The organism is Streptomyces sp. NPDC053750 (assembly GCF_044544295.1).
Classification (GTDB): domain Bacteria; phylum Actinomycetota; class Actinomycetes; order Streptomycetales; family Streptomycetaceae; genus Streptomyces.
The window spans coordinates 46,134-70,814 of record NZ_JBITXB010000002.1 but is presented as its reverse complement, the minus strand read 5'-3'; the positions used below and the strand labels follow the sequence as shown (position 1 = coordinate 70,814).

The following is a 24,681-nucleotide window of genomic DNA, read 5'->3' as shown; positions in this document are numbered from 1 at the left end:
CCGCGCGACCCCTGTCGAGCCCGGGTCGATCACGAGATATCTTGATGTCGAGCAATGTTGCAGACGTGGAGCGGAGCACCCGGTGACTGACTCGACCATCATCTATACACACACTGACGAGGCCCCGGCCCTGGCGACGTATTCGTTCCTGCCGGTGATCCGGGCGTACGCCTCGCAGGCGGGTGTCGCCGTCGAGACCCGCGACATCTCGCTGGCGGGCCGCATCATCGCCCTCTTCCCGGAGTACCTGACCGAGGACCAGCGCATCCCGGACGCCCTCGCGGAGCTCGGCGAGCTGGCCAAGACGCCCGCCGCCAACATCATCAAGCTGCCGAACATCTCGGCGTCCATCCCGCAGCTCAAGGCCGCGATCGCCGAGCTGCAGGGCCAGGGCTACGCCCTTCCGGCCTACCCGGACGACCCGAAGACCGACGAGGAGCGCGACATCCGCGCCCGCTACGACAAGGTCAAGGGCTCCGCCGTCAACCCGGTCCTGCGCGAGGGCAACTCCGACCGCCGCGCCCCGGCCTCGGTCAAGAACTACGCCAAGACCCACCCGCACCGCATGGGCGCCTGGACCGCCGAGTCCAGGACCAACGTGGCGACCATGGGCGTGGACGACTTCCGTTCCACCGAGAAGTCCGTGGTGATCGCCGAGGACGGCGCGCTGCGCATCGAGCTCAAGGGCGACGACGGCTCCACCACCGTGCTGCGCGAGTCGGTACCGGTGAAGAAGGGCGAGGTCGTCGACGCCTCCGTGATGCGCGTCGCCGCGCTGCGCGAGTTCCTCACCGCGCAGGTCGCCCGCGCCAAGGCCGAGGGCATCCTGTACTCGGTCCACCTGAAGGCCACGATGATGAAGGTCTCCGACCCGATCATCTTCGGCCACGTGGTGCGCGCCTTCTTCCCGAAGACGTTCGCGCAGTACGGCGAGACCCTCGCCCAGGCCGGTCTGACCCCGAACGACGGTCTGGGCGGCATCTACAAGGGCCTGGAGTCCCTGCCCGAGGGCGCCGAGATCAAGGCCTCCTTCGACGCCGAGCTCGCCGAGGGCCCGGAGCTGGCGATGGTCGACTCCGACAAGGGCATCACCAACCTGCACGTGCCCTCGGACGTCATCATCGACGCCTCCATGCCGGCCATGATCCGCACCTCCGGTCACATGTGGGGCGCGGACGGCCAGGAGCACGACGCCCTCGCCGTGATCCCGGACTCCTCCTACGCCGGCGTGTACCAGGCCGTCATCGAGGACTGCCGCGCCAACGGCGCCTACGACCCCTCCACCATGGGCTCGGTGCCGAACGTCGGCCTCATGGCGCAGAAGGCCGAGGAGTACGGCAGCCACGACAAGACGTTCGAGATCCCCACCACGGGTACGGTCCGCCTGGTCGACCAGGCCGGCAACGCCGTCATCGAGCAGACCGTGTCCGCCGGTGACATCTTCCGCGCCTGCCAGACCAAGGACGCCCCGATCCGCGACTGGGTGAAGCTGGCCGTCACCCGTGCCCGCGCCACCGGCGACCCGGCGGTCTTCTGGCTGGACGAGGGCCGCGCCCACGACGCCAACCTGATCGCCAAGGTCGAGCAGTACCTGCCGGAGCACGACACCGAGGGCCTGGACATCAAGATCCTGTCCCCGGTCGACGCGACCAAGCTGTCGGTCGAGCGCATCCGCCGCGGCGAGAACACCATCTCGGTGACCGGCAACGTGCTGCGTGACTACCTCACCGACCTCTTCCCCATCCTCGAGCTGGGCACCAGCGCCAAGATGCTGTCGGTCGTCCCGCTGATGGCGGGCGGCGGCCTCTTCGAGACGGGCGCCGGCGGCTCCGCGCCGAAGCACGTCCAGCAGCTGGTCAAGGAGAACTACCTGCGCTGGGACTCCCTGGGTGAGTTCTTCGCCCTGGTGCCGTCCCTGGAGCAGTACGCCGAGGTCACGGGCAACACCCACGCCAAGGTCCTCGCGGACACCCTGGACCGCGCCACGGCGACCTTCCTCAACGAGGACAAGTCCCCGACCCGGCGCGTCGGCGGCATCGACAACCGCGGCAGCCACTTCTTCCTGTCCCTGTACTGGGCGCAGGAGCTGGCGCAGCAGACCGACGACGCGGACCTGGCCAAGGCCTTCGCCCCGCTCGCCGAGACGCTCACCGCCAACGAGGCGAAGATCGTCGACGAGCTGAACGCCGTCCAGGGCAAGCCCGCCGAGATCGGCGGCTACTACCAGCCCGACCCGGCCAAGGCCGCCGAGGTCATGCGCCCGTCGGCCACCTGGAACGAGGCGCTGGCGTCCCTCGCCTGATCCTCGCCCGATCCCTGGCCGGGCCGACAAGGCCCGGTGGCACCCCGTCCCCGCTCCTGCGGAGGCGGGGTGCCGGCACGTACGGCCCCGCACACCACCGGCAACCCGTCTGGAGCAGTCCCCGTGACCGATGTCCCCCGTCCCGCCTTCGAGCTGCTGCCCGGCGCCGCGCGATCCCCCGTGATCCTCCACGTGCCGCACTCCTCGCGGGCGATACCGGCCGACGTCCGCGCCGGCATCGTCCTGGACGACGCGGCGCTGGAGCGGGAGCTCGACCACATCACCGACGCGCACACGGCGGACCTCGCCGAGGCGGCGGCCGGGCTGGCCGGCGTCACGCCCTGGCGGTTCGTGAACCGGGCGTCGCGGCTGGTGGTCGACCCGGAACGGTTCCCGGACGAGCGGGAGGAGATGACCGCCGTCGGGATGGGCGCCGTCTACACGCGGACCACGCACCGTGAAGTGCTGCGGCCCGCCGGCACCGACCCGGAGCCGCTGCTGGAGCGGTACTTCCGCCCGTACGCGCGGGCGATGACCGAGGCGGTCGCCGACCGGCTCGCCGCCACCGGGCGGGCCGTGATCATCGACGTGCACTCCTACCCGGCCGAGCCGCTGCCCTACGAGCTGCACGGCGAGGGCCCGCGCCCGCCGGTCTGCCTGGGCACCGACGGCTTCCACACACCGCCCGCGCTGCTCACCGCCGCCCGGGAGGCCTTCGCGAGCTGCGGGGAGACCGGGCTGGACAGCCCGTTCGCCGGGACGTACGTGCCGATGGAGTTCTACTTGAAGCGCGCCGAGGTCGGCGCACTGATGGTAGAGATCCGCCGCGACACCTACATGACGGAGCCGGGCGGCCCACCCGGCCCGGGCCTCTCCTGCCTCGCCGGATCCCTGGCAGCTCTCGTCGACGCCGTGTCGGCCTGACCGCGGGCCCACCTCAGGCCGACGCCCACCGGCCCGCTACCGGACCGCCCTCGCCCCGCCCGCACGGCGACTCGCCCGGACCGCACCCCGACCCGCACCGCCTCAACCAGACCGGACCGGAGACCGCACCGCCTCCACCGCACCGCAGCGCCACGCCCCGACCGGGCGGGAATGCGCCCCGACCCTTGCCGCTCCGACGCGCGGGGGCCGCCGGCCCGGGTCCGGCCGCCGCGCAGCGAAGAGCTGGGGGCCCGGCCCCGTCGGCGCCGGGCATGATCCGCGGACCGCGCTGGCCGTCACCGCGGGCCGCGGGGCCGTGGGTCAGGTGCGCAGCCACTCCGTCACGACGACCTCGCGGTCGGTTCGCAGGCGCAGCGCGAACGGGCCGGTGGGCGGGGCGTCGGCGGTGAAGCGGCCCATGTCGTCCGCCGTCAGGTGGGCGTGGGCCCGTGGGCCGCTCAGCACCTCGATCCGGGCCGGGCCCGGGGGCAGTACCTGCCCGATCAGGCCGTCCGCGGTCACCTCCACGTCGACGGTCACCTCGTCCGCACGGAAGGTGAGCATCCGCGGCGGGTCCGGCTCTCCCCTGACCGGAAGGGCGTCGACCAGCGAGTCGAAGGTCAGCTCGGCGACGCGTGCGTCCAGGTCGTGCAGCGCGAAGGCGTCGACGGCGATCCGCCGCAACTCGGCCGGGACCGGGTCCAGGATCGCGGCCGCCTGCCGCAGCTCCTCCTCCAGCAGGGCGGTGTCCCACTCGCCCTCCCTGAAGGCCCCGTCGCCGAATCCGTCGTCGTGCGTGTCGCTCATGTCGTCCCCCGTTCCTCGAGCCGGGCCCGCAGCCGGCGCAGACAGCGCTGGCGCATCGGCCCGATGCTGCCCACCGCGATCCCCAGCGCGGCGGACACCTCCTGATAACTGGGCGGCGGCGAGGAGATCAGCACGCGCAGCAACTGGCGGCACCGCTCGCCCAGTTCCTCGAACTCCTGCCACAGGCGCCGCACGCGCTCGGTCTGCGCGGCGGCCTCCTCGGAGTCGAGCACCGACTCCTCCGGCGTGCGCTCCTCGCTCGGCCGGTCGAGCACCTGCGGATCGTCGGTCGGCGTCCACCGCTTCGACGCCTTGAGCAGCTTCAGGCACTCGTGCCGCGCCGTGCTCGCCAGCCAGGAGCCGGTCTTCTCCGGTTCGCGGATGCGCCCCAGGTGCTGGGCGAACCGGAACCAGGCGGTCTGGTACACCTCGTGCGCGTCGGCGTCGGACAGCCCGTGCGCCCGCGCCACGGACCACACCAGCGGGCCCAGTCCGTCCACCAGCGACTTCCACGCCGCCGCGTCCCCGTCGGCGGCCAACTGGACGAGCGCCCCGACCTCTGCACGCTCCACTGTCCCACCCCTCGTGTACGACACGTCATCGTACGCCGTGGAGGGGGTGGTTCCGACCGTCGTGCGGACGCTCACGCGCCGCCGTCCGGCGCGTCGACGGGGACCGGGCGCCAGGTGGGCGGCAGCAGCGCCGGTACGTGCGCGCCGCGGACCTCCGCGTACTCGGTGTTGGCCGCGAGCAGTTGCTCGCCCGCCGCGCGCGGGTCGGTCACCTGGTGCGCCGTCATGTGGGAGGCGACCAGGCCCGCGACGACCGGGGTGGCGAAGGAGGTGCCGCTCCACTGGGCGTGCCCTTCGAACATCACCTGGTCCGGCTTGGCGGGGGCGTCGCCCGGCTCGCTCAGCACCCCGTTGTGCCGGGGGTACTGGCAGGTGCAGGCGTAGGCGAAGCCGTACCGGCAGGCGTCGAAGGTGGAGTGCTGGTAGACGTACGGCACGGGCGTCCCGAAGCCGGTCAGGGCGCTGGTGAGGCGCTCGCCCGGGGCGTAGACCCTCACCCAGCCGCCGTGGTTGCTGAAGCAGGCGCCGAACTCCCCGTCGGAGCGCAGCGCTCCGACCGACAGCACCGAGTTCTCCCAGCCGGGCAGCGTGGCGTAGGCGGCGGGCCAGAAGGGCGTGGCGCTGCCGTTGTTGCCGGCGGCGGCGACCAGGAGCGTGCGCTGCTCGCGCAGTTCCTCCATGAAGGCGTGCACACCGAGCAGGCCGTCGGTGCGGCCGTTGGAGGTGCCGGCGGAGAGGCTGAGGACCTGGGGCCAGCCGCCCCGGTCGACGGCCTCGAAGAGCTTCTCGCCGAGCTCCGACTCCAGGATGGCACCGGCGTCGTTGAGGGTGTTGCGGACGGTCACCTCCGTGTTCGGGGCGACGGCGGCGACGAGTCCGGCGATGAAGGTGCCGTGGCCGACGTACTGCTGGAGGACGCCGTCGTCGTCGCACTCCCTGATCTGGGCGTCGCCGTCGGTGTGGGCGAGCAGCGGGGAGGACCGGTAGTCGTGCATGAGGCCGGTGTCGATGACGAGGACGCCGACGGCGGTCCCGGCGTCGTACGGCGTCCCGTCGGCGGCCGGGTTCGGCGGCTCGCTCAGTGGTACGGGGACGGGCTCGTCGCCGGGGCAGGCGTTGACGGCGATGGAGACGACGTGGTTGCGGCTGATCAGCCGGCGTCCGGCGCGGCCCTCCATCGTCCTCAGCGAGCGCAGGGCGTGGGCGACGGTGGGGTCGCCGCCGCGGTCGCCCTCGCCGGGGTCGCCGACCTGGATGCGGGTGATGCCGGTGCGGTTGGTCTCCGGGCTCGCCCGGCGTACGTGGTCCGAGGTCAGGCCGGCCATCGTGGTGAAGTGGTCGCGCACGGTGTCCTCGACGATGCGGGCCTCCTCGCCGTCACGGGCGAGGACGACGCCCTTCTCGTAGAAGAACTCGGCGGAGTCGTCCGGACCCATCGCCAGCGGGACGTCCGGCATCGAGCGCTGGATCTGGTCGAACTGCTCGCGGAATCTCTGGGGTGCCATGGCATGTCCTCCACTGGGGCGGCGGTCGTCAATCAGAGTCCGGGGGTGGCCGATTGATACAGACTCGAACCTGTGGGGTGCGGTTGCGGAGCACTACCATCCGTGGGGTGACAGCGGGAAACGACTCGGTTCTCCAACTGCTGCCCATGGTGTTCGCCGCCCCCAACGAGGCGCTGGCGCGGGCGGAGGAGCTGCTCGGGGCCGATGCGTCGCCGCTGCACGCCTCGATCGCGCACCAGGTGATCGGCATCTGGCAGCGGGACTTCGGCGACACCCGGCGGGCCCTGGCCCATCTGCGGCGCGCCCGTGACCTCGCGGCCCGCGCGGACTCCGCCGACCGGGAGGCGGACGTGCTCGCCACCCTCGGGGTGGCGCTGGTGCACTGCGGCCGTACCCGGGACGGTCTGGCGGCGTTCGAGCGGGGCGTGGCGCGGGGCACCGGGCACACCCGGGCGCGGGTGCTGTACCGGCGGGCGTACGTCTGGTGGGTGCTGGGCCGGCACGGCGAGGCGCTGGAGGACGTGCGCCGGGCGATCCCGGTGCTGCGGCAGGCGGACGACGTGATCTGGACGGCGCGGGCGCTGACGCTGCGGGCCACTGTGCATCTGGCGCTCGGCGCGGTGGAGCGGGCGGACGCCGACTTCACCGCGGCGGAGGCCCTGTGGGACACCACCGGCCAGGAGCACGACAAGGCCGACGCGGTGGAGAGCCGGGGGCTCGCGGCGTTCCGGTCGGGCGACGTGCCGGCGGCGCTGCGGCTGCTGGACGAGGCCGAGGAGCGGTACGCCAAGCTGGACACGCCCACGTTCATGCTGTCCATCCGGCGCTGCGAGGTGCTGATGGCGGCGGGGCTGGCCGCGGAGGCGCTGGCCGAGGCGGACGGGGCGCTGGCCGCGCTGGACGGCATCGGCGGGCAGTCCACGCGCAGGGCGGAGCTGCTGCTGGTCGCCGCGCGGGCGGCCCGGCTGGCGGACGATCCGCAGACCGCGATCGCGCGCGCGGCCGTCGCGGTGCGGCTGTTCGCCGGGCAGCGGCGCACCTGGTACGAGACGCACGCCCGGCTGGTGCTGATCGAGGCGCGCGTCGCGGCGGGGCGCGGGTCGGGGCGGATGGTGGCGGACGCGGCGGCGGTGGCGGAGCGGCTGGCCGCGTTCGGGGCGCCGGCCGCGCCGGAGGCGTCGCTGCTGGCGGGCCGGATCGCGCTGGGCCTGGGCTGGACGGCGGACGCGGAGCGGCATCTGGCGGTCGCCGCGCGCAGCCGGCACCGCGGGCCGCCGCTGGCGCGGATGACGGGCTGGGCGGCGCAGGCGCTGCGCGCGCGGGCGGCGGGCTCGGCGCGGGGCGTGCTGGAAGCCTGCCGGCGCGGGCTGGACGTACTCGACGACCACCGGATGACGCTGGGCGCGTCGGAGCTGCGGGCCCGGGCCACCGCGCAGGGCGCGGAGCTGGCGGCGCTGGCCCAGCGGGCGAGTCTGGTCTCGGGCGGGCCGCGGCGGCTGCTGGTGTGGAGCGAGCGCTGGCGGGCGACGGTGCTGGCCGCGCCGCCGACCCGGCCGCCGGCCGACCCCGCGCTGCTGAGCGGTATGACGGCGTTCCGGGAGATCGCCGCCCGCGCGGACGAGGCCCGGCTGGACGGGGGCCGGCCCGCGCCCGCCCTGGAGCGCGAACGGCGGCGCCTGGAGCGGGAGATCCGCTCCCGCACCCTGCACATGCGGGGCGAGGCGCCCGGTGACGGTGACCGGTTCGACGTCGGCCGTCTGCTGCGGCGGCTGGGTGACGACGTACGGCTGGTGGAGCTGGCGGTGCTCGACGGGCGGGTGCACGTGCTCTTGTGCGGGCAGGGCCGGGTGCGGCGGTTCGAGGCGGGGCTGCTGGCCGAGGCGGAGCGGGAGGCCGAGCACGTACAGGCCGGGCTGCGGCGGCTGGCCCATCCGGGGGCGGAGGCCCGGCTGCCGCTGGTGGAGGCGGCGGGCGCGCGCCTCCAGGAGCTGCTGCTGGGCCGGGCCGTGGCACACCTCGGCTCCGGCCCGGTCGTCGTGGTCCCGCCGGGGCGACTGCACCGGGTGCCGTGGGCTCTGCTGCCCGCCCTGCGGGAACGGGTCCTGAGCGTGTCGCCGTCGGCGACCAGCTGGCTGCGCGCGAGGGAGACCGCGCCCCCGCCCGGCGGCCGCCAGGTCCTGGTCCGCGGCCCGGGGCTGGCGAGCGGCGGCGCGGAGGTGCCGGAACTCGCCGCCCGGTACGGGGTGCCGCGTTCGCCGGAGGGCGCGGGGGCGACGCCTCGCACCCGCACGGAAGCGGAGAGCGGCGGCGCTCGGGCGGCGTACGGGCAGGGGTCGCCCACCGTGTTGGAGGGGGGCGAGGCGCGGGTGCCGCGGGTGTTGCGGGAGCTGGACGGGGCCGCGTTGGCGCACATCGCCGCGCACGGCACCTTCCGGGCGGACAGCCCCTTGTTCTCGTCGCTGCGGATGGCGGACGGGCCGCTCATCGTGCACGACTTCGAACGGCTGGACCGCAGCCCGTACCGGATCATCCTGTCCTGCTGCGACACCGCCCGCTTCGCATCGGTCGGCGCGGACGAGCTGCTCGGGCTGGTCACCGCGCTGCTGCCGCTGGGCACGGCCGGGGTGGTGGCGTGCAGCGCACCGGTCAACGACGCCGCGGTGGTGCCGCTGATGCTCGCCCTGCACAAGGGCCTGGACGCCGGACTGTCCCTGGCGGAGGCACTCCGCGACGCACGGGCCGCCCTGCCGGACGACGCGGTGCACCAGGCGACGGGGTGGGCATTCAGCGCCTTCGGCGCGGCCTGAGGGCCGTTGGCCCCTGGGCCGGGAGGCTCGGACCGGGCACGCCACGCCGCCCCCTGGGCCGGTCGGGCCGGGCTCGGGCCCGGCAGCGCGGGTCAAGGCCAGATCGCTCGGGCCGGGCGGGGCCGACCAGGTGGGTCCGGCCCGGCGGGGCACGCCGGGGGGCAGGGCGGGCGGGATCGGGCCGGGGGTCAGGCCGGCTGGGTTTCGGGGAGGGTGGTCAGCCAGGGCAGGGCGTCGCGGTCGCCGGCGCCGAGGCGGGTGTAGGCGCCGTAGAGGTGGTTGCCGACGGTGCGGACGGACAGGGTGAGTCTCTCGGCGATCTGCCGGTTGCTCAGACCGGCGGCGGCGAGTGTGACGACCTGCCGTTGGCGGGCGGTGAGTTCGCCGAGCACCAGACCGGACAGGGCGGGGGTCCGGGCGCCCTCGCAGCGCCGGGCGAGGGCGGCGGCGCGGGTACGGGCGGTACGGGCGGCGCTCGGGTCGCGGTGGGCGCGTACCGCCTGGGCGTGTGCCTCGGCCGCGAACAGCAGGAAGCCCCGCCCCTCCAGCTGCTCGGCCACCGCGTCCAGCGCCGGCCCGTCGCCCCGTGCGAGGGCGTCGGCGTGCGCGGCGAAGACGCCGGTGAGGCGGCCGGCCGCCCACTCGGGCGTACCGAGCCGGACCGCGTCGTACGGGTCCCCGGCGTGCGCCGCCGTCCGGACCGCGTCGTCGAGGTCGCCGCACGCCGCGGCGGCCCAGACGGCGGCCTCCGCGCCGGGGGCACCCTGGGCCGACGCCGCCGCCGCGTCTCCCGACTGGGCCGCCGCGAGGGCGAGTTCGCGTCGGCAGGAGGCATCGTCGGTGGCCGTCCGCAGGCCCTCGCGGGCCCAGGCCCCGGCCTCGCGCAGCAGGCCCCGCAGCCGGGCGAACCGCGCCCGCAGCGCGGCGTACTCGGGCGGCAGCGGCACCCCCTCGGCCACCAGCCACTCCCCCACGGGCGTCCGAAAGGCCCGTACGTCGGCCTGCTCGATGCGCAGGGCCAGCTCCGCCTGCTCCGCCGCCAGCGCGGGTCCGCACTGGTCCGGGGTGCGGGACAGGCGCCGCGCCCGCAGCCGGCCCGCGGCGGCACGCAGGACGGGGCCGTGCAGGGGGTGGGTGAGACGCGTGGCCCCGCGCTCGTCGACGCCGACCAGGCCCTCGGCCTCCAGCTGCTCCAGGGTGCGCGCGTCGAGGGAGTCCGGGTCGAGGGGCAAGGGCTCGGCGAAGGCCAGGCGTTCGAGCGTCTCGCGCTCCTCGGGGCGGGCCCGGTCGAGGACGTGGGCGGTGCGCTCCCGCACGGCCGCGGTGACCGGCACCGGCCCGCGCCACGCGCACCGGTCCGTGCCCGGGACCGGCGTGAGCAGCCCCCGCTCGCGCACGGCGGTCAGCAGCTCGCGCAGCAGCCGCAGGTCCCCCCGGCACAGGCGGTGCAACCGGTCGACGGTGAGCGGCTCGAGGCCGCCTCCCGCGCCCGCCGACAGCAGTTCGGCCGTCTCCTCGCGGGGCAGCGGCTCCAGGGCGAGGCGCGGCAGCAGCTCGCCGGACCACAGCCGGGACACCGCGCCCGGCACGGGGACGCCCTCCGTGGCGACGACCACGAGCCGGGTACGGCCGTGCACCGCGAGCTGGTGCACCAGGGCGGCGGACGCGTCGTCGAGCAGGTGGGCGTCGTCGACGACCAGCAGCCGCACACCGGACAGGAGTTGGACGGCACGGTGCAGGGTGACGGTCTCCGGCAGCAGATGGGCGAACGCGGCGAAGGGGATGCCTCCGGTCGCGGGCGTCCCGGCCACCCGGGCGTGTTCCGTGCCGCGGACGGCCTCCGTCACGAGCCGGGTCTTGCCGCAGCCCGCCGGGCCGGTCACCACGATGCCGTTCCGTCCGGCGGCCAGCGACCGGCGCACCAACTCCAGTTCGTCCGCCCGCCCGGTGAACGGCCAGGCCGGTTCCAGCGTCCTCACGTGCCGCAGAGAAGTCGTCACGGCAACATGAGTCGGCATACTCATCCCTGATACAGGGTGACTTGAGTAGCCCTCGACTCAAGCGTGCGGGCCGGGCCGGGCGGCAGGGTGGAGGCCATGACCGCACGCTACTGCTCGCTCGCGCAGCAGCCCGCCCCCGCGTTCGCGCCGGGGCTGGCCGCCGGGCGGGTCGCCGCGCTCGTCGGCGGGCAGCGGATGTGGGCCAACGGCACCGTCCTGCACTACTGCTTCCTCGGCGGCGACACCGACGCCTCGGTCGTGCCCATGCCGGGCACCGGCCGGCCCCGGCGCGTGTCGTGGTCCGGGACGGAGGAGCAGCGCAGCGTGGTGCGCGACTGCTTCCGGGAGTGGCAGGACCTCGGCATCGGACTCGTCCTCACCGAGGTCGGCGACCGTTCGGAGGCCGAGCTGCGCATCGGCTTCCAGCCCGGCGACGGCTCCTGGTCGTCGGTGGGCAAGGACGCCCTCCGGGTGGGGCTGAACGACCGCACGATGAACTTCGGCTGGGACCTGACGGCACCCGGGGAACGTGCGACGGCCCTGCACCAGATCGGGCACGCGCTCGGCATGCTGCACGAGCACCAGAACCCGTACGCCGGCATCCTCTGGGACGACGAGGCCGTCTACGCCGAGCTGGCGGGCCCGCCGAACCACTGGAGCCGGGAGCGGACCTTCCACAACATCCTGCGCAAGCTGGACACCGACGAGGTCAACGGCCCGGTCTGGGACCCGCAGTCGATCATGGAGTACCCCTTCCCGTCGGGGCTGATACTGGAGCCCGAGCACTACCGCTCCGGCCTGCACCCGCCCGGCACCCTCTCCGCGGCCGACAAGGAGTTCGCCCTGCGCTGGTACCCGCCCACCGGCCGGCCGGGGCCCCTGGTGCCGTTCCGCTCGGTGCCGCTCGGTCTGGGCCCGGGCGAACAGGCCGACTTCCGTCTGGATCCGCCGGAGACCCGGGAGTACACCGTGGGCACCTTCGGCGACAGCGACGCCGTCGTCGTGATCTTCGAGGAGCGGGACGGCGAGCCCCGCTACCTCGTCGGACAGGACGACGGGGGAACCTCCCGCAACGCCACGATCAGGGCCCGTTTCGTCAAGGGCCGCCGCTATGTCGTCCGGGTGCGCCTGTACTCCACGTGGGGTGTGGGCGAGACGGCGGTCATGTGCTGGTGACCGCACGGCTCCGAACCACCCGGGCGCCACGGCCACAGACCGGCGCCGGGGGCCGGCCGCGGGACGTCGCCTTCGGGGGAGGGTGACGTTCCGCGGCACGCCGGGCCCGCCGCTTCGGGGGAGGCGGCGGGCCCGGTCATGTCTTTCCGAGGGCCCGGCTGGGCCGGGGGTCAGTAGTCGAGGGTCGGGTACCAGTCGCCGCGGCCCTGCGGGGTCACGTCGAGGAGGTGCCAGACGGGGGCCAGGAGGTCGATGCCGCGCTCGTCGATGTCGGCGGCCATGCGCGGGTGGGTGGAGTAGAAGTGGCGGACCGTGCCGTCGCCGTCGCGGGTGAACACGGAGACGGTGGAGTCCTGTTCGCCGTGCTCGTCCTCGCTGCCCAGGTCGTACTTGAACGTGCTGTCACCGCAGCTCAGGAGCCGTACCCGGGACCAGCCGCGATGGCGGGCGTGCTGTCGCAGGGCGGGCAGGTCGGCGGCCGCGGCGACGACGAAGTCGGCGTTGCGGGCGATGTGGTGGGCGATGCCGTCGAAGCCGTCGACCCACAGGGTGCACATCGGGCAGGGCTCGGTCTGCAGCTTGCCGTACATGAGGTGGTAGACGATCAGCGGGCGGTCCGGGGCGGTGAACAACTCGCTCAGCGTGACCTCGCGGACCGGTGTGTCGCCCGCGTCGAGGTCGGCGGGGCCCTCCTGGAAGACGTAGTCGTCGACGGCCGGCCCCGGCGGGAGTTCCCGTCTCCGGGCCGCCACCTTCTCGCGGTGGCGCATGAGGTCGATCTCGGCCAGACGCAGCTCCTCGCGGGCGTCGAGGTAGTCCTTCGATTCGCCGGCCAGTCTGGTGTGCCGCAACATCGCGTCCTCCTGGGGTAGCCGTCCCCCCGTGCCCGGGTCCCGAACCGGTTCTTCGAGTCTATGGCCGCTCCACGGCCGGCCGACACCTGAGCCGATGAGCCGGGGTCCGGCCGTGGCGTTCGTCTTGCGGCCCGTGAAGCGACCGTCACGGATCGCGCGCTGCGAGGCGCGGCGGTCGGCGAGCCTCGCTATCCGTGGTTCCCGGAGGCGAGCGGGTCGCCGGCCTTGCGGACGACCTCGGCGATCCAGGCCATGGCTTCGGGCACGTCGTAGTTGCCGGCGTGCGGCTGGTTCCAGGCGAGCCGGTAGTTCAGGTCCTCGACCTGCTGGTCCGCGGCGAGCGCCCGGTCGAGGTTGACCGAGACGGTGAACGCGGTGTCCCGGTCACGGGTGCCGTGGCGGACGTACCAGTTCGGCGCGGTGTCGGCGCGCGTGCCGACGAAGTCCATCGGGTTGATCAGGTGGACCTGGTCGTCGACGGTGGTGCTCTTCCTGCGGGTGTACCGGTCCCAGGTGAGCCCGGTGTCGTCGAGTCCGCTGCCGTCCCCGGCGACGTCGTTGTGGTTCCAGCTGTACTCGGTGTAGTTCATGTACTTCTGGGTCGACGGGCCGAAGAGGTCGGTCTCGGTGCCGCTGGTGGTGTTCCCGTCGACGCCCACGGCGTCGAAGGCGGGGGTCGTCTTGAGCCTGGCCTGGGTGGCGACGAAGGCGAGGTACTTCGCCATGTCGACGGAGCGCACCGTGCCGGTGGCGGTGTCGACGTCGATCCAGTCGTTGACGTACGACGTGGTGGTGGGCGGGCCTCCGGGGCCGCCGGAGGTGATCTCGAAGGTGCCGCCCAGCGGCGGGACGGTGTGGGCGGGGTCCGCCTGCAGGTAGGTCTCCGCGGAGCGGACGACCTCCGCCTTGATGGTGTCCAGCATGTTCGCGACGGTGAGCCGGGAGCCGTCGGGGTTGCGCAGCCCGAGGCTCTTCTCGTACGCCGCGAACTCGGCCGCGATCGCGGCGGCGTCCTCGGGCGAGGGGTTCGAGCCCGTGGTGTCGCGGGTCGCGAGGGCGTTGTACAGCCACTCGTAGGCGACGTCGGCGTTGCCGAGGTCGGTGATCGGGCAGTACGCGTTGACGGCGAAGACGTCGTCGCGCAGGGTGCTGCGCCCCTTGGCGTCGATACCGGCGGAGCCGATCGCGGCGAGGTACGGGGTGTACTCGCCGCTGTTGCCGGAGGCGCCCAGGATCGACACCAGGGCGCCGCCGCCGCTGGTGCCGTTGATGACGATCCGCTCCGCGCTGCCGGGCATGGTGGCGTCGTTGAGGCGCAGATAGCGGACGGCGGCCTTGGCGTCGACCACCGCGGCGGGGGCCTTGCCGGGGGCGGAGCCGTCGGCGCCGACCAGGCCGCGGCTGCGGTTGGCGACGTCGACGAAGACGTAGCCCGCCTTCAGGGCGGCGCCGACGTTGCTGGTCGAGCTGTTGTAGGAGGTGCCGTCGGTGACGCTCGCCCTGATGTAACTGGCCTTCCAGCCGCCGTTGTTCACCGCGAAGTAGACCGGGGTGCGCTGGTCGCCGAAGGCGTTCTCGGGAACGAACACGTTCATGCTCTGGTAGCCGCAGGCGGTGTTGGAGATCGTGGTGGTGCCGCCGCCGGGGCCGCCGGGCTGCTGCGCCGCCGCCGCGACCGGGTTCGCGACGTAGCAGATCTCCTTGTACCAGCGCACGTTCATCGGCCGGCCGTCGACGGTGACGGTGATCATCGTGTAGGCGGCGGAGTCGAAGTCCAGGGCGGCGTCCTGGGGGTCCGCGGCATGCCCGCGGTGCTGCGAGGGGGCCGTCGCGGCGGCCGCCGCGACGGAGGCCGGCACCGCGACCGCCGTGAGAACGAGGGAACTCGCGAGCGCCACGCCTCTCAGCAGGCGTGTGCGGGCCACAGGGCCATGGCCATGGCCGTCCTTCCGCATGCCTGCCGGGTGGGTGAGCGCGTCGCGTCCGAAGGACGCAGAGAGCCGCTGCACGGGGTCTCCCCTCACTGAGCATGGAGCATCGAGTGCTTCGCCGATGCCTCGGAGCCGAGGCGTGACGCACGCTACAAGATTGTTAACAATTTGCACAGCAATCTCGCGGACATTTTCTCGACGCACCCGAAAAACGATCAGGGCCGGTTCGGATGTCTCCGAACCGGCCCTGATACACGACTCTCGCGAGTCGGGACGACAGGATTTGAACCTGCGACCCCTTGACCCCCAGTCAAGTGCGCTACCAAGCTGCGCCACGTCCCGGTGCGCGATCGGTGTTTCCCGTGATCGCGCTGGTCAACCCTACCTCATTCACACGGGGGGCCAAGTCGCCGGCCGCCTCCCCCCGGGGCGGCCGGCGACGCTCTACCGGGGCTCGGGCGGCGTGATCCCGTACCTGGCCGCCTGCTCGGTCAGTTCGCGCCACACCTTCGGCGCCACCGGCACGCCGTTCGTGCCGCGTTCCACCGCCACCGCGGCACTGCGTTCGCCGGGGTAGTGGACCGCGTCGGCGCCGTCCGCGACCGGCAGGCCCTTCAGGGTGGCGAGGGTGTCGTCCACGGACGCGGTGAAGTCCGCCGCGCTGCCGCCGTAGGCCGCGGGGTCGAGAGCGATGAGCAGGGCGTTCTGGCGGTGCCTGCGGCCGGCCGGGTCGTCGGAGTGGAAGGACGCGAAGATCGGCGCGCCGACCAGGACGCTGGTGAGCAGTTCGAAGGCGAGGGACATGCCGGAGCCCTTGGCGCCGCCCAGCGGCAGCGGCATGGTCGCCAGCGCCGGGTCGGTGGTGGGGGTGCCGTCCTCCGTGGCCGCGGCGTTCTCGGGCAGGGGGGTGCCGTTCGCCCGGGCCTGGCGGATCTTGCCGAGGGCGATGGTGGCCGTGGCCATGTCCAGGAGGAGCGGGGCGTGGTCGGCCGCCGGGACCGCGATGGCGAGGGGGCTGGTGGCCACCGCCGCGCCCTTGACGCCGGTGTAGCCCATGTTGGGCATGCCGGCGACGAAGCCGAGGCCGACCAGGCCCTGTTCGGCGATCCGCGAGACGTAGTAGCCGATGGCGCCGGTGTGGACGGTGCGGCGTACGCCGACGGAGGCGATGCCGAAGGCACGGGCCCGTTCGACCGCCTCGTCGGCGGCGGCGGTGAGGGCGACCGGGCCGGGGGCGCGGTCGGCGTCGATCACGGCGGCGGCCGGGGTGGTCGACTCGACCCTGAGGTCGGGCCGCGCGTTGGCGACGCCCTTGGACAGCAGCTCCAGGTAGGCGGGGACGCGGGCGATGCCGTGGGACTCGACGCCGCGCTGTGCCGCCCAGACGAACACGTCGGCGGTGGTGCGGGCGTGCTCGGCGCTCAGGCCCCCTTTCTCCAGGAGGGCGGCGGCGAAGGTGCGCAGCTCGTCGGCGGGGACGCGGACCTTCCCCGGCTTGGGGGTGGCAGTGTCGGTCATGGTGCGGGATCTCCTGGGTCAGCGGGTGACGAGGACGTCGACCACGGCGGTGGTGCCCTCCGCCACGGCCTTCAGCGCGCGCTCCAGGGCGGGCGCGAGGGCGTCGGTGGTGTCGACGGTCTCGGTGTGCATCCCGAAGGGTTCGGCGAAGGCCGCGAGCCGGGGCAGTCGGTGCAGGTCGGTGCCGAGCCACTCGCCGGTCTCGGCCGCCGCGCCCTCGGGGTAGAAGCGGCGGTGGTTGAGGTTCATCGACTTGTAGACACGGTTGTTGAAGATCACGACCAGCACCGGCAGGTCGTAGGCCTTGGCCGCGTCGTACGACGGGATCACCGGGTTGTAGGTGAAGGCGCCGTCGCCGACGGTGAGGACCACCGGGCGCTGCCCGGCCGCCAGTTTGACGCCGAGGGCGACCGCCATGCCCTGGCCGAGGCCGCCCTGGACGTAGAAGTACGAGTCGGGGTCGGCGGTGCGCAGGTGACGTTTGACGACGCGGCTGTGCGTGATGGTCTCGTCGACGACGATGCCGTCCCGGCCGGCCAGCAGTCCCCGCAGCGTGGCGGCGACCAGGACCGGGTCGACGCCCTCGGACCGCTCGGCCTGCGTCTCGGCCCGCGCGATCGCCGACTGTTCGTCGGCGTGGCGTTCCTCCTGCGCCGAGCGGCGGGCGGCCACGGCATCGTCGTCCAGGTCCTTCGCCCGCTTGGCCAGCTGGCGCAGGGTGTTGGCGACGTTGCCCTCCAGGTACACGTCCGCGAAGAGCACCTGGTAGACGATGTGCGGGCGTTGCGGTACCTGGTCGATGACGACGATCTTCGCCTGGGACGGCCTGCGGCTCGGCGGGTAGAAGGGGGCGCGGCAGTTGACGAGGAGGATCAGGTCCGCCTCGTCCATCCACGGGCCGATGTCGCTGCCGGCGTGCAGGGGGTGGGTGCGCGGGAAGTTTCCGCAGACCGCCGAGTCGGGCTCGACGACCGGGATGTTCCACGCCTCGGCGAAGGCGACCAGGGCTTCGAAGCCGCCCGCCTCACGGCCGGCCGTCTCGGTGACGATCACGGGGTTCCCGGCCTCGCGGATCATCTGCGCGACCGGGTCGACCTCCTCGGGGGAGCTGTGCGTGGAGCCGGGCGGGACGAGGGGCTTGGCCTCGCGTCCGTCCCAGTCCTCCAGCAGGATCTCCAGCGGGATGTTGAGGTAGGCGGGACCCGCCGGGGCGCGCCAGGACAGCTCCGCCGCGCGCGTGATCATGGTGGGCAGGGTGCTGATGTCGGCGGCCTCGTTGGCCCACTTGGTGAACGGCTGGGCGACGTGGTGCGGGCCGCCCACGATGGAGAGGTTGCGGTACCACTGGCCGCCCGGGTCCTGGCCGGGGCCGTCGCCGTACGTCGTCGACTCCGAGGAGGCGACCAGCATGGGGACGCCGGCCAACAGCGCCCCGTGCACGGCCATGGAGCCCTGGAGCAGGCCGGGGGCGGCGTGCAGGAGCACGCCCTGCGGGCGGCGCTCGATCAGCCCGTAGCCCGTGGCCATGCCGACCGCCACCGTCTCGTGGGTGAGGTCCAGGTACTTGGGCGCCGGCTCACCGTCGCGGTGACGCCGGGCCAGGGACTCCCACACCGGGGCCCATTCGGACCCCGATGAGCAGAAGACGTAGTCGGCGCCGACGGCGTTCAGGGCGGAGACGACGGCGTCACCGCCGTCGGCGCCCGGCTTGTTGTTGCTGTCCGTCATCTCGTGTGCGTCCTCAGCCCTCGTACGGCCAGTTCAGGACCTCGGAGATGCCGCGGCCCATGATCCATTCAAGTTCCTCGGGCGTGAAGTCCCAGTGCTTGGTGAACTGCTCGATCGTGTCGGTGTAGGTGATGCCGTGGCCGAGCAGGCGGGTGATGTCGGTGCCGTAGAAGCAGCGCTGCGGCCCCATCTTGTCGACCATCTCGCGGACGTACTTCTGGATGTTGTTGTTCGGGAAGGGCTGCGTGGAGTAGCCGGGCAGCGCCGAGACCTTCACGTAGATGTTCGGGTGGGCGGCCAGGTCGGCGGTCTCCGAGACCCAGTAGCCGATCGCGTCGTCGACGCAGCGGGCCATGATGCCCATGTGGTCGATGATGATCTTCAGCTCGGGGTGCTTGGCGGCGATCTCGCCCAGCTCGCGCTTCCAGATCGGGGCGTGGACCATGGTGGGGATGCGGAGCTCCTCCGCGATCGGCCAGTACCAGTCGTTGGTGCCGTCGATCATCCAGTTGCGGTCCTGCGGGCGGTGGAAGGTGAGCCGGGTGCCCTTGATGTGCGGGTTCTGGGCGAAGTCCTTCAGCATCGCGGTGCCCTCGGCCTCGTTGTCCTGCGGGACGCGGGCCATGATGCCGAAGCGGTCCGGGTGGGCCTCGCAGGCCTCCAGGGCGTAGTCGATGCGGTTGCCCTCCCAGGACGGCGGGAGGATCAGCGCGCGGTTGACGCCGGCCTCGTCCATCAGCTCCAGCGCCTCTTCGTAGGAGAAGGGGTCCTCGCGGTGGCCGTTGAGGCGGATGCGCTCGCGGGCGCCGGGGACCCAGGGGCGGTCCGGGGTCTCTTCCTTCCAGATGTGGATCTGGGTGTCGACGACGAACATGTCGAACTCGCTTTCTCGAATTCTCGAACGTTCTCGAAGGGCGGTGGTGGGTGGTGCGAGAAGAACGCTAGGCGGGCGACGGGGCCTTGCCGAGAGCGTGGGATGCAAGCTGTTGTTGCGCGAAAGTGCGCTGTGAACAGGGCGTTCTCGGCCGGTGTCGGGCGTCGGTGTCAGGCGTCGCCGAAGACCGCGCCGGCGATGTGCTCGGCGATCGCCATGGAGGCCGTGGCGGCCGGCGAGGGCGCGTTGCGCACAGCGGTGATCCTGCCCATCTGGTGGATGCGGAAGTCGTCCACGAGGGTGCCGTCCCGGTCCAGGGCCTGAGCCCGTACGCCGGCTCCGCCGCGCACCACGTCCTTGGCGCCGACGCCGGGGACGTAGTGCCCCGCGTCCTTCATGAAGGCCGCCGTGGACAGGGCGCCGCGGTACTCCTTGATGCCGGTACGCCAGTGCTGGGCCGCCATCCGCCAGGAGCCGGGGTAGGCGGCGAGGCCCAGCAGGTCCCGGGGGGAGACGGTGCCGAGCTTGTAGCCCTCCCGGGCCAGGGCGAGTACGGCGTTGGGGCCGACCTCGACCGAGCCGTCGACGCGGGGGGTGAAGTGGACGCCGAGGAAGGGGTAACGCGGGTCGGGCACCGGGTAGATCAGGCCGCGGACCAGGTGGGTGCGGTCCGGCTTGAGCAGCATGTACTCGCCCCGGAACGGGATGATCCTCGGTTCCTGCCGGTCCCGGGCGAGCTTCGCGACCGCGTCCGACTGGAGGCCGGCGCACAGGATGAGCCGGTCCACCTTCACGCGGTCCTGACCGGAGGCGACCTCGATGCCGCCGGGCACGGTGGTGATGCCGGTGACGGGGAAGCCGAGCTTCACCTCGCCGCCGGATTCGGCGACGTCCTTGGCGAACTCCCGGGCGACGGCCGGGTAGTCGGTGATCGCGGTGCGCGGGGAGTGCAGGGCCGCGAGGCCGCCGGCGTGCGGCTCCAGCTCCTTGATCTCGTCCTTCGAGACCTTCCTGAGGTCGGGCACGTGGTTGTTCCTGGCCCGCTCGTAGAGGTTCTCCATGCGGCCCAGCTCGTCCTGGCGGACCGCCATGACCAGCTTGCCGATCTCCTTGTAGGGCAGGTCCCGGTCCTGGCAGTACTCGCGCAGCAGGGCCACCCCGCGCACGGTCAGGTTCGCCTTGAGGCTGCCCGGCGTGTAGTAGATGCCCGCGTGCACGACGCCCGAGTTGTGACCGGTCTGGTGCAGCGATACCTGCTGCTCCTTCTCGAAGACCACGACGCGGGTGCCGGGGCGCCTGAGCGCGATCTCGCGGCCCGTGGCCAGGCCCACGATGCCGGCGCCGACGATGCCGATCGTCTCGTCAGCCATCGGCGTACTCCTTTCTCGCCATGTGCTCACGCTTCTCTCGCCATGTGCTCAGGCGCCGAAGTGGACGGCGACCGTCTTGACGCGGGTGGAGAAGCGCAGCACTTCCTCGCCCTGCTCCTTGTACGCCGTGCCGGAGTCGTGGAACCCGCCGAAGGGCAGGTGGACGTCCCAGCCGGTCGTGGTGGTGTTCACCGCGATCTGCCCGCACTCCGCCTCGTCGGCGAAGCGGTACGCGGAGGCGAGGTCGCGGGTGAAGACGGCGGCGGCGAGTCCGTAGTCGGAGTCGTTGACCGCCTCGACGGCGGCGGTGAAGTCGTCGACCACGCGCAGGGCGAGCACGGGACCGAAGACCTCCTCGCGCCAGATCGCCGTCTTGGGGGTGACGTCGGCGAGGACGGTGGGCCGCACGTAGCAGCCGTGCGCCCGGTCGCCGTCGGTGTCGGCCCTGCCGCCGGTGAGGACGGTGGCACCCTGTTCGACGGCCCTGTCCAGGTCGGCGAGGACGCTGTCGCGCTGCCGGGGACTGGAGAGCGGGCACAGGGTGGTGGCCGGGTCGGTGCCGGGGCCGACGGTCAGGGCCTCGACCTCCGCTACCAGCAGGCGGGTGAACTCCTCGTACACCGGGCGCTCGACGACGACCCGGCTGGTCGCGGTGCAGCGCTGGCCGGCCTGGCCGAAGGAGGCGGCGACGACGCCCTTCGCGGCCGCGGCGAGGTCGGCGTCGCGCAGGACGACGGAGGCGTTCTTGCCGCCCAGCTCGCCCTGGAAGCGGACGTTGCGGTCGGCGAGGCGGTGGCGGATGCGGTTGCCGACGGCGTTGGAGCCGGTGAAGGTGATGCCGGTGATCCGGGGGTCGTCGAGGAGGGCCTCCTCGATCTCGGCGGTGCGGCCGGTGACGACGTTCAGGACGCCGGAGGGCAGGCCCGCGTCGTGCAGGGCGCGGGCGAGGTGCAGGCCCGACGCCGGGGTCTCGGTGGCCGGCTTGAAGACGGCCGCGTTGCCGGTGGCGAGCAGCGGGGCGAGCTTGCGGGCCGGGGTGATCAGCGGGTCGTTCCAGGGGCTGATCGCCAGGATGACGCCGATGGGCTCGCGCTGGATGTGCGTACGGGTGTCGGGGCGGGCGTCGTGCAGGAGGGTGCCGTAGCCCTGGCGGGCGAGGCCGGCGTAGTAGTCGAGGAAGTCGGCGGCCTTGCCGGCCTCGCCGCGGGCCTCGGCGAGGGTCTTGCCGTTCTCGGCGGTGACGTCGGCGGCGATCGCGTCGAGGCGCTCGCGGAGCAGCCGGGCCGCGTCGGTGAGGACGCGGGCCCGCTCGAAGGGGCTGGTGCGCCTCCAGACGGCGAAGCCCTGCTCGGCGTGGTCGTAGGCCCGGGTGACGTCCTTGGCGGACAGGGCCGGGACACGGGCCACGGGGGTGCGGACGTCGGCCGGGTCGTGGACGTCGATCCACTCGCCGGTCGTCACCCACTCTCCGCCCAGGAGTGTTTCCAGAGTGCGCATCGGATCCCTTCTTCCTTCGTCGGCCGCGGTGCGGATGACGTGACGACACACCATGGGCGGGTGGCTTCACCAGCCCCGCGCCGGCAGGCATTGGTTGCAGCGCGCGCGGGTCGGCGGGTGCGTGATCCATGCTGGAATCGGCGGGCCGGACGGTGTGCACGGCGCCGCCGGGAGCCGAGGAGAGACGAGACATGGCCTACGCAGTCGTCGCCCACTACCGCTGCGCGCCCGCCGACGGGGACGCGGTGCGTGCCGCGCTGCTGAAGGCGCGCGAGGCGACCCGCGCGGAGCCGGCGAACCAGCAGTACGAGGTGCACACCGTGACCGGCGAGCCCGGCGGTTTCCTGCTGTACGAGCGGTACGACGACGCCGCCGGGTTCGAGGCGCACAAGGCGGCGCCGCACTTCGAGGAGCAGATCGTCGAGACGGTGTGGCCGCTGCTGACGGAGCGGTCGGTGACCTTCGCCGAGGTGCTGTGAGGCACGTACCGGGGGCCGGGAAGCGTGTGCTTCCCGGCCCTTCGGGTGCTCAGAACTCGTTGCCCCAGCAGTAGCGGGCGATCGTCTCGACCAGGACCAGCTTCCTGCGCTGGTCCTCGGCGCTCAGCAGCGGCCGGGACGCGTCGTCGGCGAAGCCGCGGGACGGCGAGACGGCGGCGGACTCCAGGTCCTTGAACGCGTCGAGCGGGTCGATCCGGGACATCACGGTGTCGATGTCCTCCGGCTCGGGCCGGGTGGCGTCGACCACGCCGAGGCAGAAGTCCCGCTCCTCGGGCAGCGCCCGGACGAGCTCCACCTCGGCCTCGGTCCCCTGGTCGAAGGGGAGCACCCAGCGGTCCGCGGGGACGGCCGTGTACAGCCGCTCGGCGCGGGCCCGGTCCACGGCGGCCGGTGCCGCCCAGCCGGGCGCCATGCCGATGCGTACGCCCTCGGGGCGCTCGTCCAGGCGTACCGCCGCCGCGTCCACGGCGAGCGCGTCCTCGAAGGAGAGGGCGCCGGTGGTGACCGGGTCGGCGGCGACCTGGTCCAGCAGGAGCGGGTTGGTGAGCTGGATGAGCCGTACGCCCTGGGAGACCAGCAGCGCGATCTCCGCCGCGACGATCTCGGCCAGCGCTTCGCCGAGTTCGCGGGCGGACGCCGGGCCGAGCCCGGCCTCGAAGGTGGTCGCGGCGAGATACGCCGGGGACGGCAGCGTGGCCTTCGGGGCGATCACCGTCAGCCCGGTGAGCCGGGTGCCGTAGTCGGGCAGCAGCGGGCCGCCCGCCTTCGGCAGGGACTCGGCGACCCAGCGGACCAGGCCGTCGGGACCCGTCCCGTCGGTGCGGCGGAAGCCGGAGACGGTGCCGAGGACGGCGCCGCGGAAGTCCTCGCGGGGGAAGTCGCCGTCGGTGACGACGGTGGAGCGCAGCCTGCGCTGGAGGACGACCGCCTCACCGACGGCCGTGTCCACCGCCTCCGGGTCGTCGGTCGCGAGCCCGGCGGGCCTCACCAGGCTGCCGTGGTGGTCGATGCGGTAGTTGAACGTGTCCGCCATGGGGTCAGTCCTTTCCCGTGCCGGACGGAGCCGGGGTGCCCGCGACGCCCCAGGCGGCGAACTCCAGTTCGTAGCCGAGGGTTTCCAGTACCTCGTCGGCGATCTGCTGGTCCTCGTCGGCGGTGCCGCCGGCGATGCCGAGGCCGCCGATGATCTCGCCGTCCTTCTTGATGGTGACGCTGCCCTCGGTGGCCATGATGGGCATCGAGGCGCCGGGCAGCTGGGAGAGCTGGGAGAAGAAGACGGGCTGGCTCTCCTGCCACTTCTTCAGCATCCTGCCGGGGCGCTGCATGACGGCCGCGGTGTACGCCTTGGCGCGGGCGATGTCGGGGGTGAGCGGGCGGGCGCCGTCCGGGCGGCGGACGGCGACGACGAAGCCGCCGGCGTCGACGACGGCGACGCTCACGGCCTTGCCGAGGGCCTGGGCGCGCTGGTGGGCGGCGGCGATGATCTCCTCGGCGGCGTCGAGGCTGATGTTGCTCATGCGGCTTCCCTAGGAGTGGGGTCGGTGAGGGTGCGGCGCAGACGGGCGATGGCCGCGTTGTAGGGCTCGGGCGTCTCCCAGTACATGGAGTGCGGGGCGCCGGGAACGATCTCCAGGTGCGATCCGGGCAGCAGTTCGTGGGCCCGGGTGACGGTCTTGACGCCGAGCACCGCGTCCTTCTCGCCGGCCAGGAAGGCGACCTTGACGCCGGAGGCCTGGATCTCCTCCAGCGAGGGGCCGTTGGTGTCGAGGTTGCGCAGGTCCTGCATCCGGGCGACGTTGAAGGTGCCCATCTGCTGGAAGAGGAAGGTGAGGTCGGCGCGCTCGGTCTGGAACCGCCGGGTCAGCAGGCGGTCGATGACGGGCAGCTTGACGGCCTCGGCGCGGTCGGCGGCGGCCAGTTCCCTCAGCTCGGGGTGGCTGATGCCGCCGAGGGAGTGGCCGAGGACGACGGAGGTGACCCGCCCGGGGCGCATGAGGCCGGCGCGCAGGGCGGCGACGGAGCCGATGGACTGGCCGACGAGCATGACGTCGGTGAGGTCCTCCTGGTCGAGGACCGCGACGACGTCACCGGGGAAGTCCTGGCCGTCGAACTCCGGCATGGAGCTGTCGGACCTGCCGAAGCCGCGCAGGTCGACCGTGACGACGGTGAACTCCTCGCGCAGGGCCGCGACCTGCTGCCACCAGGCGGCGTGGTGGCCGCCGCTGCCGTGCACGAAGAGGATCGCCGGGCCGCTGCCGTGGCGCTCGTAGTAGAGGGAGGTGCCGTCGGAGTCGGCGTAGGGCATGGGTGGTAACT

General features: G+C 73.2%; 19 protein-coding genes and 1 tRNA gene. 5 read left to right on the top strand and 15 right to left on the bottom strand.

Features of this window, described 5'->3' with window-relative positions; translation table 11 throughout:
• Window positions 1–82 precede the first annotated feature (82 nt).
• Together ACIGO6_RS05725 and ACIGO6_RS05720 are read left to right on the top strand one after the other, a co-directional pair.
• On the top strand, window positions 83–2,302 hold the full coding sequence (locus tag ACIGO6_RS05725) for an NADP-dependent isocitrate dehydrogenase (RefSeq protein ID WP_399871826.1): 2,220 nt from the start codon (window positions 83–85) through the stop codon (window positions 2,300–2,302).
• Window positions 2,303–2,425: 123 nt separating this feature from the next.
• Window positions 2,426–3,226, top strand: coding sequence for an N-formylglutamate amidohydrolase (locus ACIGO6_RS05720; protein WP_399871825.1), 801 nt, complete (start codon window positions 2,426–2,428; stop codon window positions 3,224–3,226).
• Window positions 3,227–3,547: 321 nt separating this feature from the next.
• On the opposite strand, the gene ACIGO6_RS05715 is transcribed toward ACIGO6_RS05720, so the two are convergent.
• The 3 genes from ACIGO6_RS05715 to ACIGO6_RS05705 form a co-directional block, all read right to left on the bottom strand.
• Window positions 3,548–4,033 (bottom strand): hypothetical protein, encoded by a 486-nt coding sequence (locus tag ACIGO6_RS05715; RefSeq protein ID WP_399871823.1) that lies wholly within the window; start codon window positions 4,031–4,033, stop codon window positions 3,548–3,550.
• Complete coding sequence (locus tag ACIGO6_RS05710) at window positions 4,030–4,605, bottom strand: RNA polymerase sigma factor (protein WP_399871821.1); 576 nt, start codon at window positions 4,603–4,605, stop codon at window positions 4,030–4,032. Before ACIGO6_RS05710 ends, ACIGO6_RS05715 begins: the two co-directional genes overlap by 4 nt.
• A 71-nt stretch (window positions 4,606–4,676) precedes the next feature.
• Window positions 4,677–6,110, bottom strand: a complete 1,434-nt coding sequence (locus tag ACIGO6_RS05705; protein WP_399871820.1) for a S8/S53 family peptidase — start codon at window positions 6,108–6,110, stop codon at window positions 4,677–4,679.
• A gap of 146 nt (window positions 6,111–6,256) precedes the next feature.
• Here ACIGO6_RS05705 and ACIGO6_RS05700 point away from each other — a divergent pair, with 146 nt between their 5' ends.
• Window positions 6,257–8,917 (top strand): CHAT domain-containing protein, encoded by a 2,661-nt coding sequence (locus ACIGO6_RS05700; protein ID WP_399873558.1) that lies wholly within the window; start codon window positions 6,257–6,259, stop codon window positions 8,915–8,917.
• A 188-nt stretch (window positions 8,918–9,105) separates the two neighbouring features.
• On the opposite strand, the gene ACIGO6_RS05695 is transcribed toward ACIGO6_RS05700, so the two are convergent.
• Window positions 9,106–10,941: a LuxR C-terminal-related transcriptional regulator gene (locus tag ACIGO6_RS05695; protein WP_399871819.1), complete on the bottom strand. Its 1,836-nt coding sequence runs from the start codon at window positions 10,939–10,941 to the stop codon at window positions 9,106–9,108.
• A gap of 72 nt (window positions 10,942–11,013) precedes the next feature.
• Here ACIGO6_RS05695 and ACIGO6_RS05690 point away from each other — a divergent pair, with 72 nt between their 5' ends.
• Window positions 11,014–12,093, top strand: a complete 1,080-nt coding sequence (locus tag ACIGO6_RS05690) for a hypothetical protein (protein ID WP_399871818.1) — start codon at window positions 11,014–11,016, stop codon at window positions 12,091–12,093.
• A 170-nt stretch (window positions 12,094–12,263) separates the two neighbouring features.
• Here ACIGO6_RS05690 and ACIGO6_RS05685 read toward each other — a convergent pair whose 3' ends face one another.
• The 8 genes from ACIGO6_RS05685 to ACIGO6_RS05650 all read right to left on the bottom strand — a co-directional run bounded on the left by ACIGO6_RS05685 (window position 12,264) and on the right by ACIGO6_RS05650 (window position 21,865).
• Window positions 12,264–12,947: a DUF899 family protein gene (locus ACIGO6_RS05685; protein ID WP_399871815.1), complete on the bottom strand. Its 684-nt coding sequence runs from the start codon at window positions 12,945–12,947 to the stop codon at window positions 12,264–12,266.
• Between the two features lie 188 nt (window positions 12,948–13,135).
• Complete coding sequence (locus ACIGO6_RS05680) at window positions 13,136–14,872, bottom strand: subtype B tannase (protein ID WP_399871813.1); 1,737 nt, start codon at window positions 14,870–14,872, stop codon at window positions 13,136–13,138.
• 274 nt (window positions 14,873–15,146) lie between these two features.
• Window positions 15,147–15,220 (bottom strand) — tRNA-Pro (locus ACIGO6_RS05675).
• Window positions 15,221–15,322: 102 nt separating this feature from the next.
• Window positions 15,323–16,396, bottom strand: coding sequence for an Ldh family oxidoreductase (locus tag ACIGO6_RS05670; protein WP_399871810.1), 1,074 nt, complete (start codon window positions 16,394–16,396; stop codon window positions 15,323–15,325).
• An 18-nt stretch (window positions 16,397–16,414) separates the two neighbouring features.
• A complete protein-coding gene (locus tag ACIGO6_RS05665) occupies window positions 16,415–18,124 on the bottom strand; it encodes a thiamine pyrophosphate-dependent enzyme (protein ID WP_399871807.1) in 1,710 nt (569 codons plus the stop codon).
• Window positions 18,125–18,137: 13 nt separating this feature from the next.
• Window positions 18,138–18,998, bottom strand: a complete 861-nt coding sequence (locus ACIGO6_RS05660) for an amidohydrolase family protein (RefSeq protein ID WP_399871805.1) — start codon at window positions 18,996–18,998, stop codon at window positions 18,138–18,140.
• Window positions 18,999–19,168: 170 nt separating this feature from the next.
• The gene (gene lhgO / locus ACIGO6_RS05655) at window positions 19,169–20,368 is read right to left on the bottom strand and encodes an L-2-hydroxyglutarate oxidase (RefSeq protein WP_399871802.1); all 1,200 of its coding nucleotides are present in this window, start codon (window positions 20,366–20,368) and stop codon (window positions 19,169–19,171) included.
• Between the two features lie 48 nt (window positions 20,369–20,416).
• On the bottom strand, window positions 20,417–21,865 hold the full coding sequence (locus tag ACIGO6_RS05650) for an aldehyde dehydrogenase family protein (RefSeq protein ID WP_399871799.1): 1,449 nt from the start codon (window positions 21,863–21,865) through the stop codon (window positions 20,417–20,419).
• A gap of 191 nt (window positions 21,866–22,056) precedes the next feature.
• Here ACIGO6_RS05650 and ACIGO6_RS05645 point away from each other — a divergent pair, with 191 nt between their 5' ends.
• Complete coding sequence (locus tag ACIGO6_RS05645; protein WP_399871796.1) at window positions 22,057–22,344, top strand: putative quinol monooxygenase; 288 nt, start codon at window positions 22,057–22,059, stop codon at window positions 22,342–22,344.
• A 49-nt stretch (window positions 22,345–22,393) separates the two neighbouring features.
• On the opposite strand, the gene ACIGO6_RS05640 is transcribed toward ACIGO6_RS05645, so the two are convergent.
• From ACIGO6_RS05640 to ACIGO6_RS05630, 3 genes are read right to left on the bottom strand one after another with little or no spacing between them, the layout of a single operon-like run.
• Window positions 22,394–23,398: a methionine synthase II (cobalamin-independent)-like protein gene (locus ACIGO6_RS05640; protein ID WP_399871794.1), complete on the bottom strand. Its 1,005-nt coding sequence runs from the start codon at window positions 23,396–23,398 to the stop codon at window positions 22,394–22,396.
• Window positions 23,399–23,402: 4 nt separating this feature from the next.
• Window positions 23,403–23,882 carry a heme-binding protein gene (locus tag ACIGO6_RS05635; RefSeq protein WP_399871791.1) on the bottom strand — a complete coding sequence of 160 codons (480 nt, stop codon included), beginning with the start codon at window positions 23,880–23,882 and terminating at the stop codon, window positions 23,403–23,405.
• Window positions 23,879–24,670 carry an alpha/beta fold hydrolase gene (locus ACIGO6_RS05630; RefSeq protein ID WP_399871789.1) on the bottom strand — a complete coding sequence of 264 codons (792 nt, stop codon included), beginning with the start codon at window positions 24,668–24,670 and terminating at the stop codon, window positions 23,879–23,881. The genes ACIGO6_RS05635 and ACIGO6_RS05630 overlap by 4 nt, the downstream gene beginning before the upstream one ends.
• Between the last annotated feature and the right edge of the window lie 11 nt (window positions 24,671–24,681).

What these genes read in the sequence shown, in the direction of transcription:
- ACIGO6_RS05700 (WP_399873558.1), top strand. Translation starts at nt 6,257, where the DNA reads ATGGTGTTCGCCGCCCCCAACGAGGCGCTGGCGCGGGCGGAGGAGCTG.
- ACIGO6_RS05640 (WP_399871794.1), bottom strand. Translation starts at nt 23,398, where the DNA reads ATGGCGGACACGTTCAACTACCGCATCGACCACCACGGCAGCCTGGTG.
- ACIGO6_RS05660 (WP_399871805.1), bottom strand. Translation starts at nt 18,998, where the DNA reads ATGTTCGTCGTCGACACCCAGATCCACATCTGGAAGGAAGAGACCCCG.
- ACIGO6_RS05690 (WP_399871818.1), top strand. Translation starts at nt 11,014, where the DNA reads ATGACCGCACGCTACTGCTCGCTCGCGCAGCAGCCCGCCCCCGCGTTC.
- ACIGO6_RS05630 (WP_399871789.1), bottom strand. Translation starts at nt 24,670, where the DNA reads ATGCCCTACGCCGACTCCGACGGCACCTCCCTCTACTACGAGCGCCAC.
- ACIGO6_RS05705 (WP_399871820.1), bottom strand. Translation starts at nt 6,110, where the DNA reads ATGGCACCCCAGAGATTCCGCGAGCAGTTCGACCAGATCCAGCGCTCG.
- ACIGO6_RS05665 (WP_399871807.1), bottom strand. Translation starts at nt 18,124, where the DNA reads ATGACGGACAGCAACAACAAGCCGGGCGCCGACGGCGGTGACGCCGTC.
- ACIGO6_RS05635 (WP_399871791.1), bottom strand. Translation starts at nt 23,882, where the DNA reads ATGAGCAACATCAGCCTCGACGCCGCCGAGGAGATCATCGCCGCCGCC.
- ACIGO6_RS05645 (WP_399871796.1), top strand. Translation starts at nt 22,057, where the DNA reads ATGGCCTACGCAGTCGTCGCCCACTACCGCTGCGCGCCCGCCGACGGG.
- ACIGO6_RS05715 (WP_399871823.1), bottom strand. Translation starts at nt 4,033, where the DNA reads ATGAGCGACACGCACGACGACGGATTCGGCGACGGGGCCTTCAGGGAG.
- ACIGO6_RS05695 (WP_399871819.1), bottom strand. Translation starts at nt 10,941, where the DNA reads ATGAGTATGCCGACTCATGTTGCCGTGACGACTTCTCTGCGGCACGTG.
- ACIGO6_RS05670 (WP_399871810.1), bottom strand. Translation starts at nt 16,396, where the DNA reads ATGACCGACACTGCCACCCCCAAGCCGGGGAAGGTCCGCGTCCCCGCC.
- ACIGO6_RS05650 (WP_399871799.1), bottom strand. Translation starts at nt 21,865, where the DNA reads ATGCGCACTCTGGAAACACTCCTGGGCGGAGAGTGGGTGACGACCGGC.
- lhgO (WP_399871802.1), bottom strand. Translation starts at nt 20,368, where the DNA reads ATGGCTGACGAGACGATCGGCATCGTCGGCGCCGGCATCGTGGGCCTG.
- ACIGO6_RS05685 (WP_399871815.1), bottom strand. Translation starts at nt 12,947, where the DNA reads ATGTTGCGGCACACCAGACTGGCCGGCGAATCGAAGGACTACCTCGAC.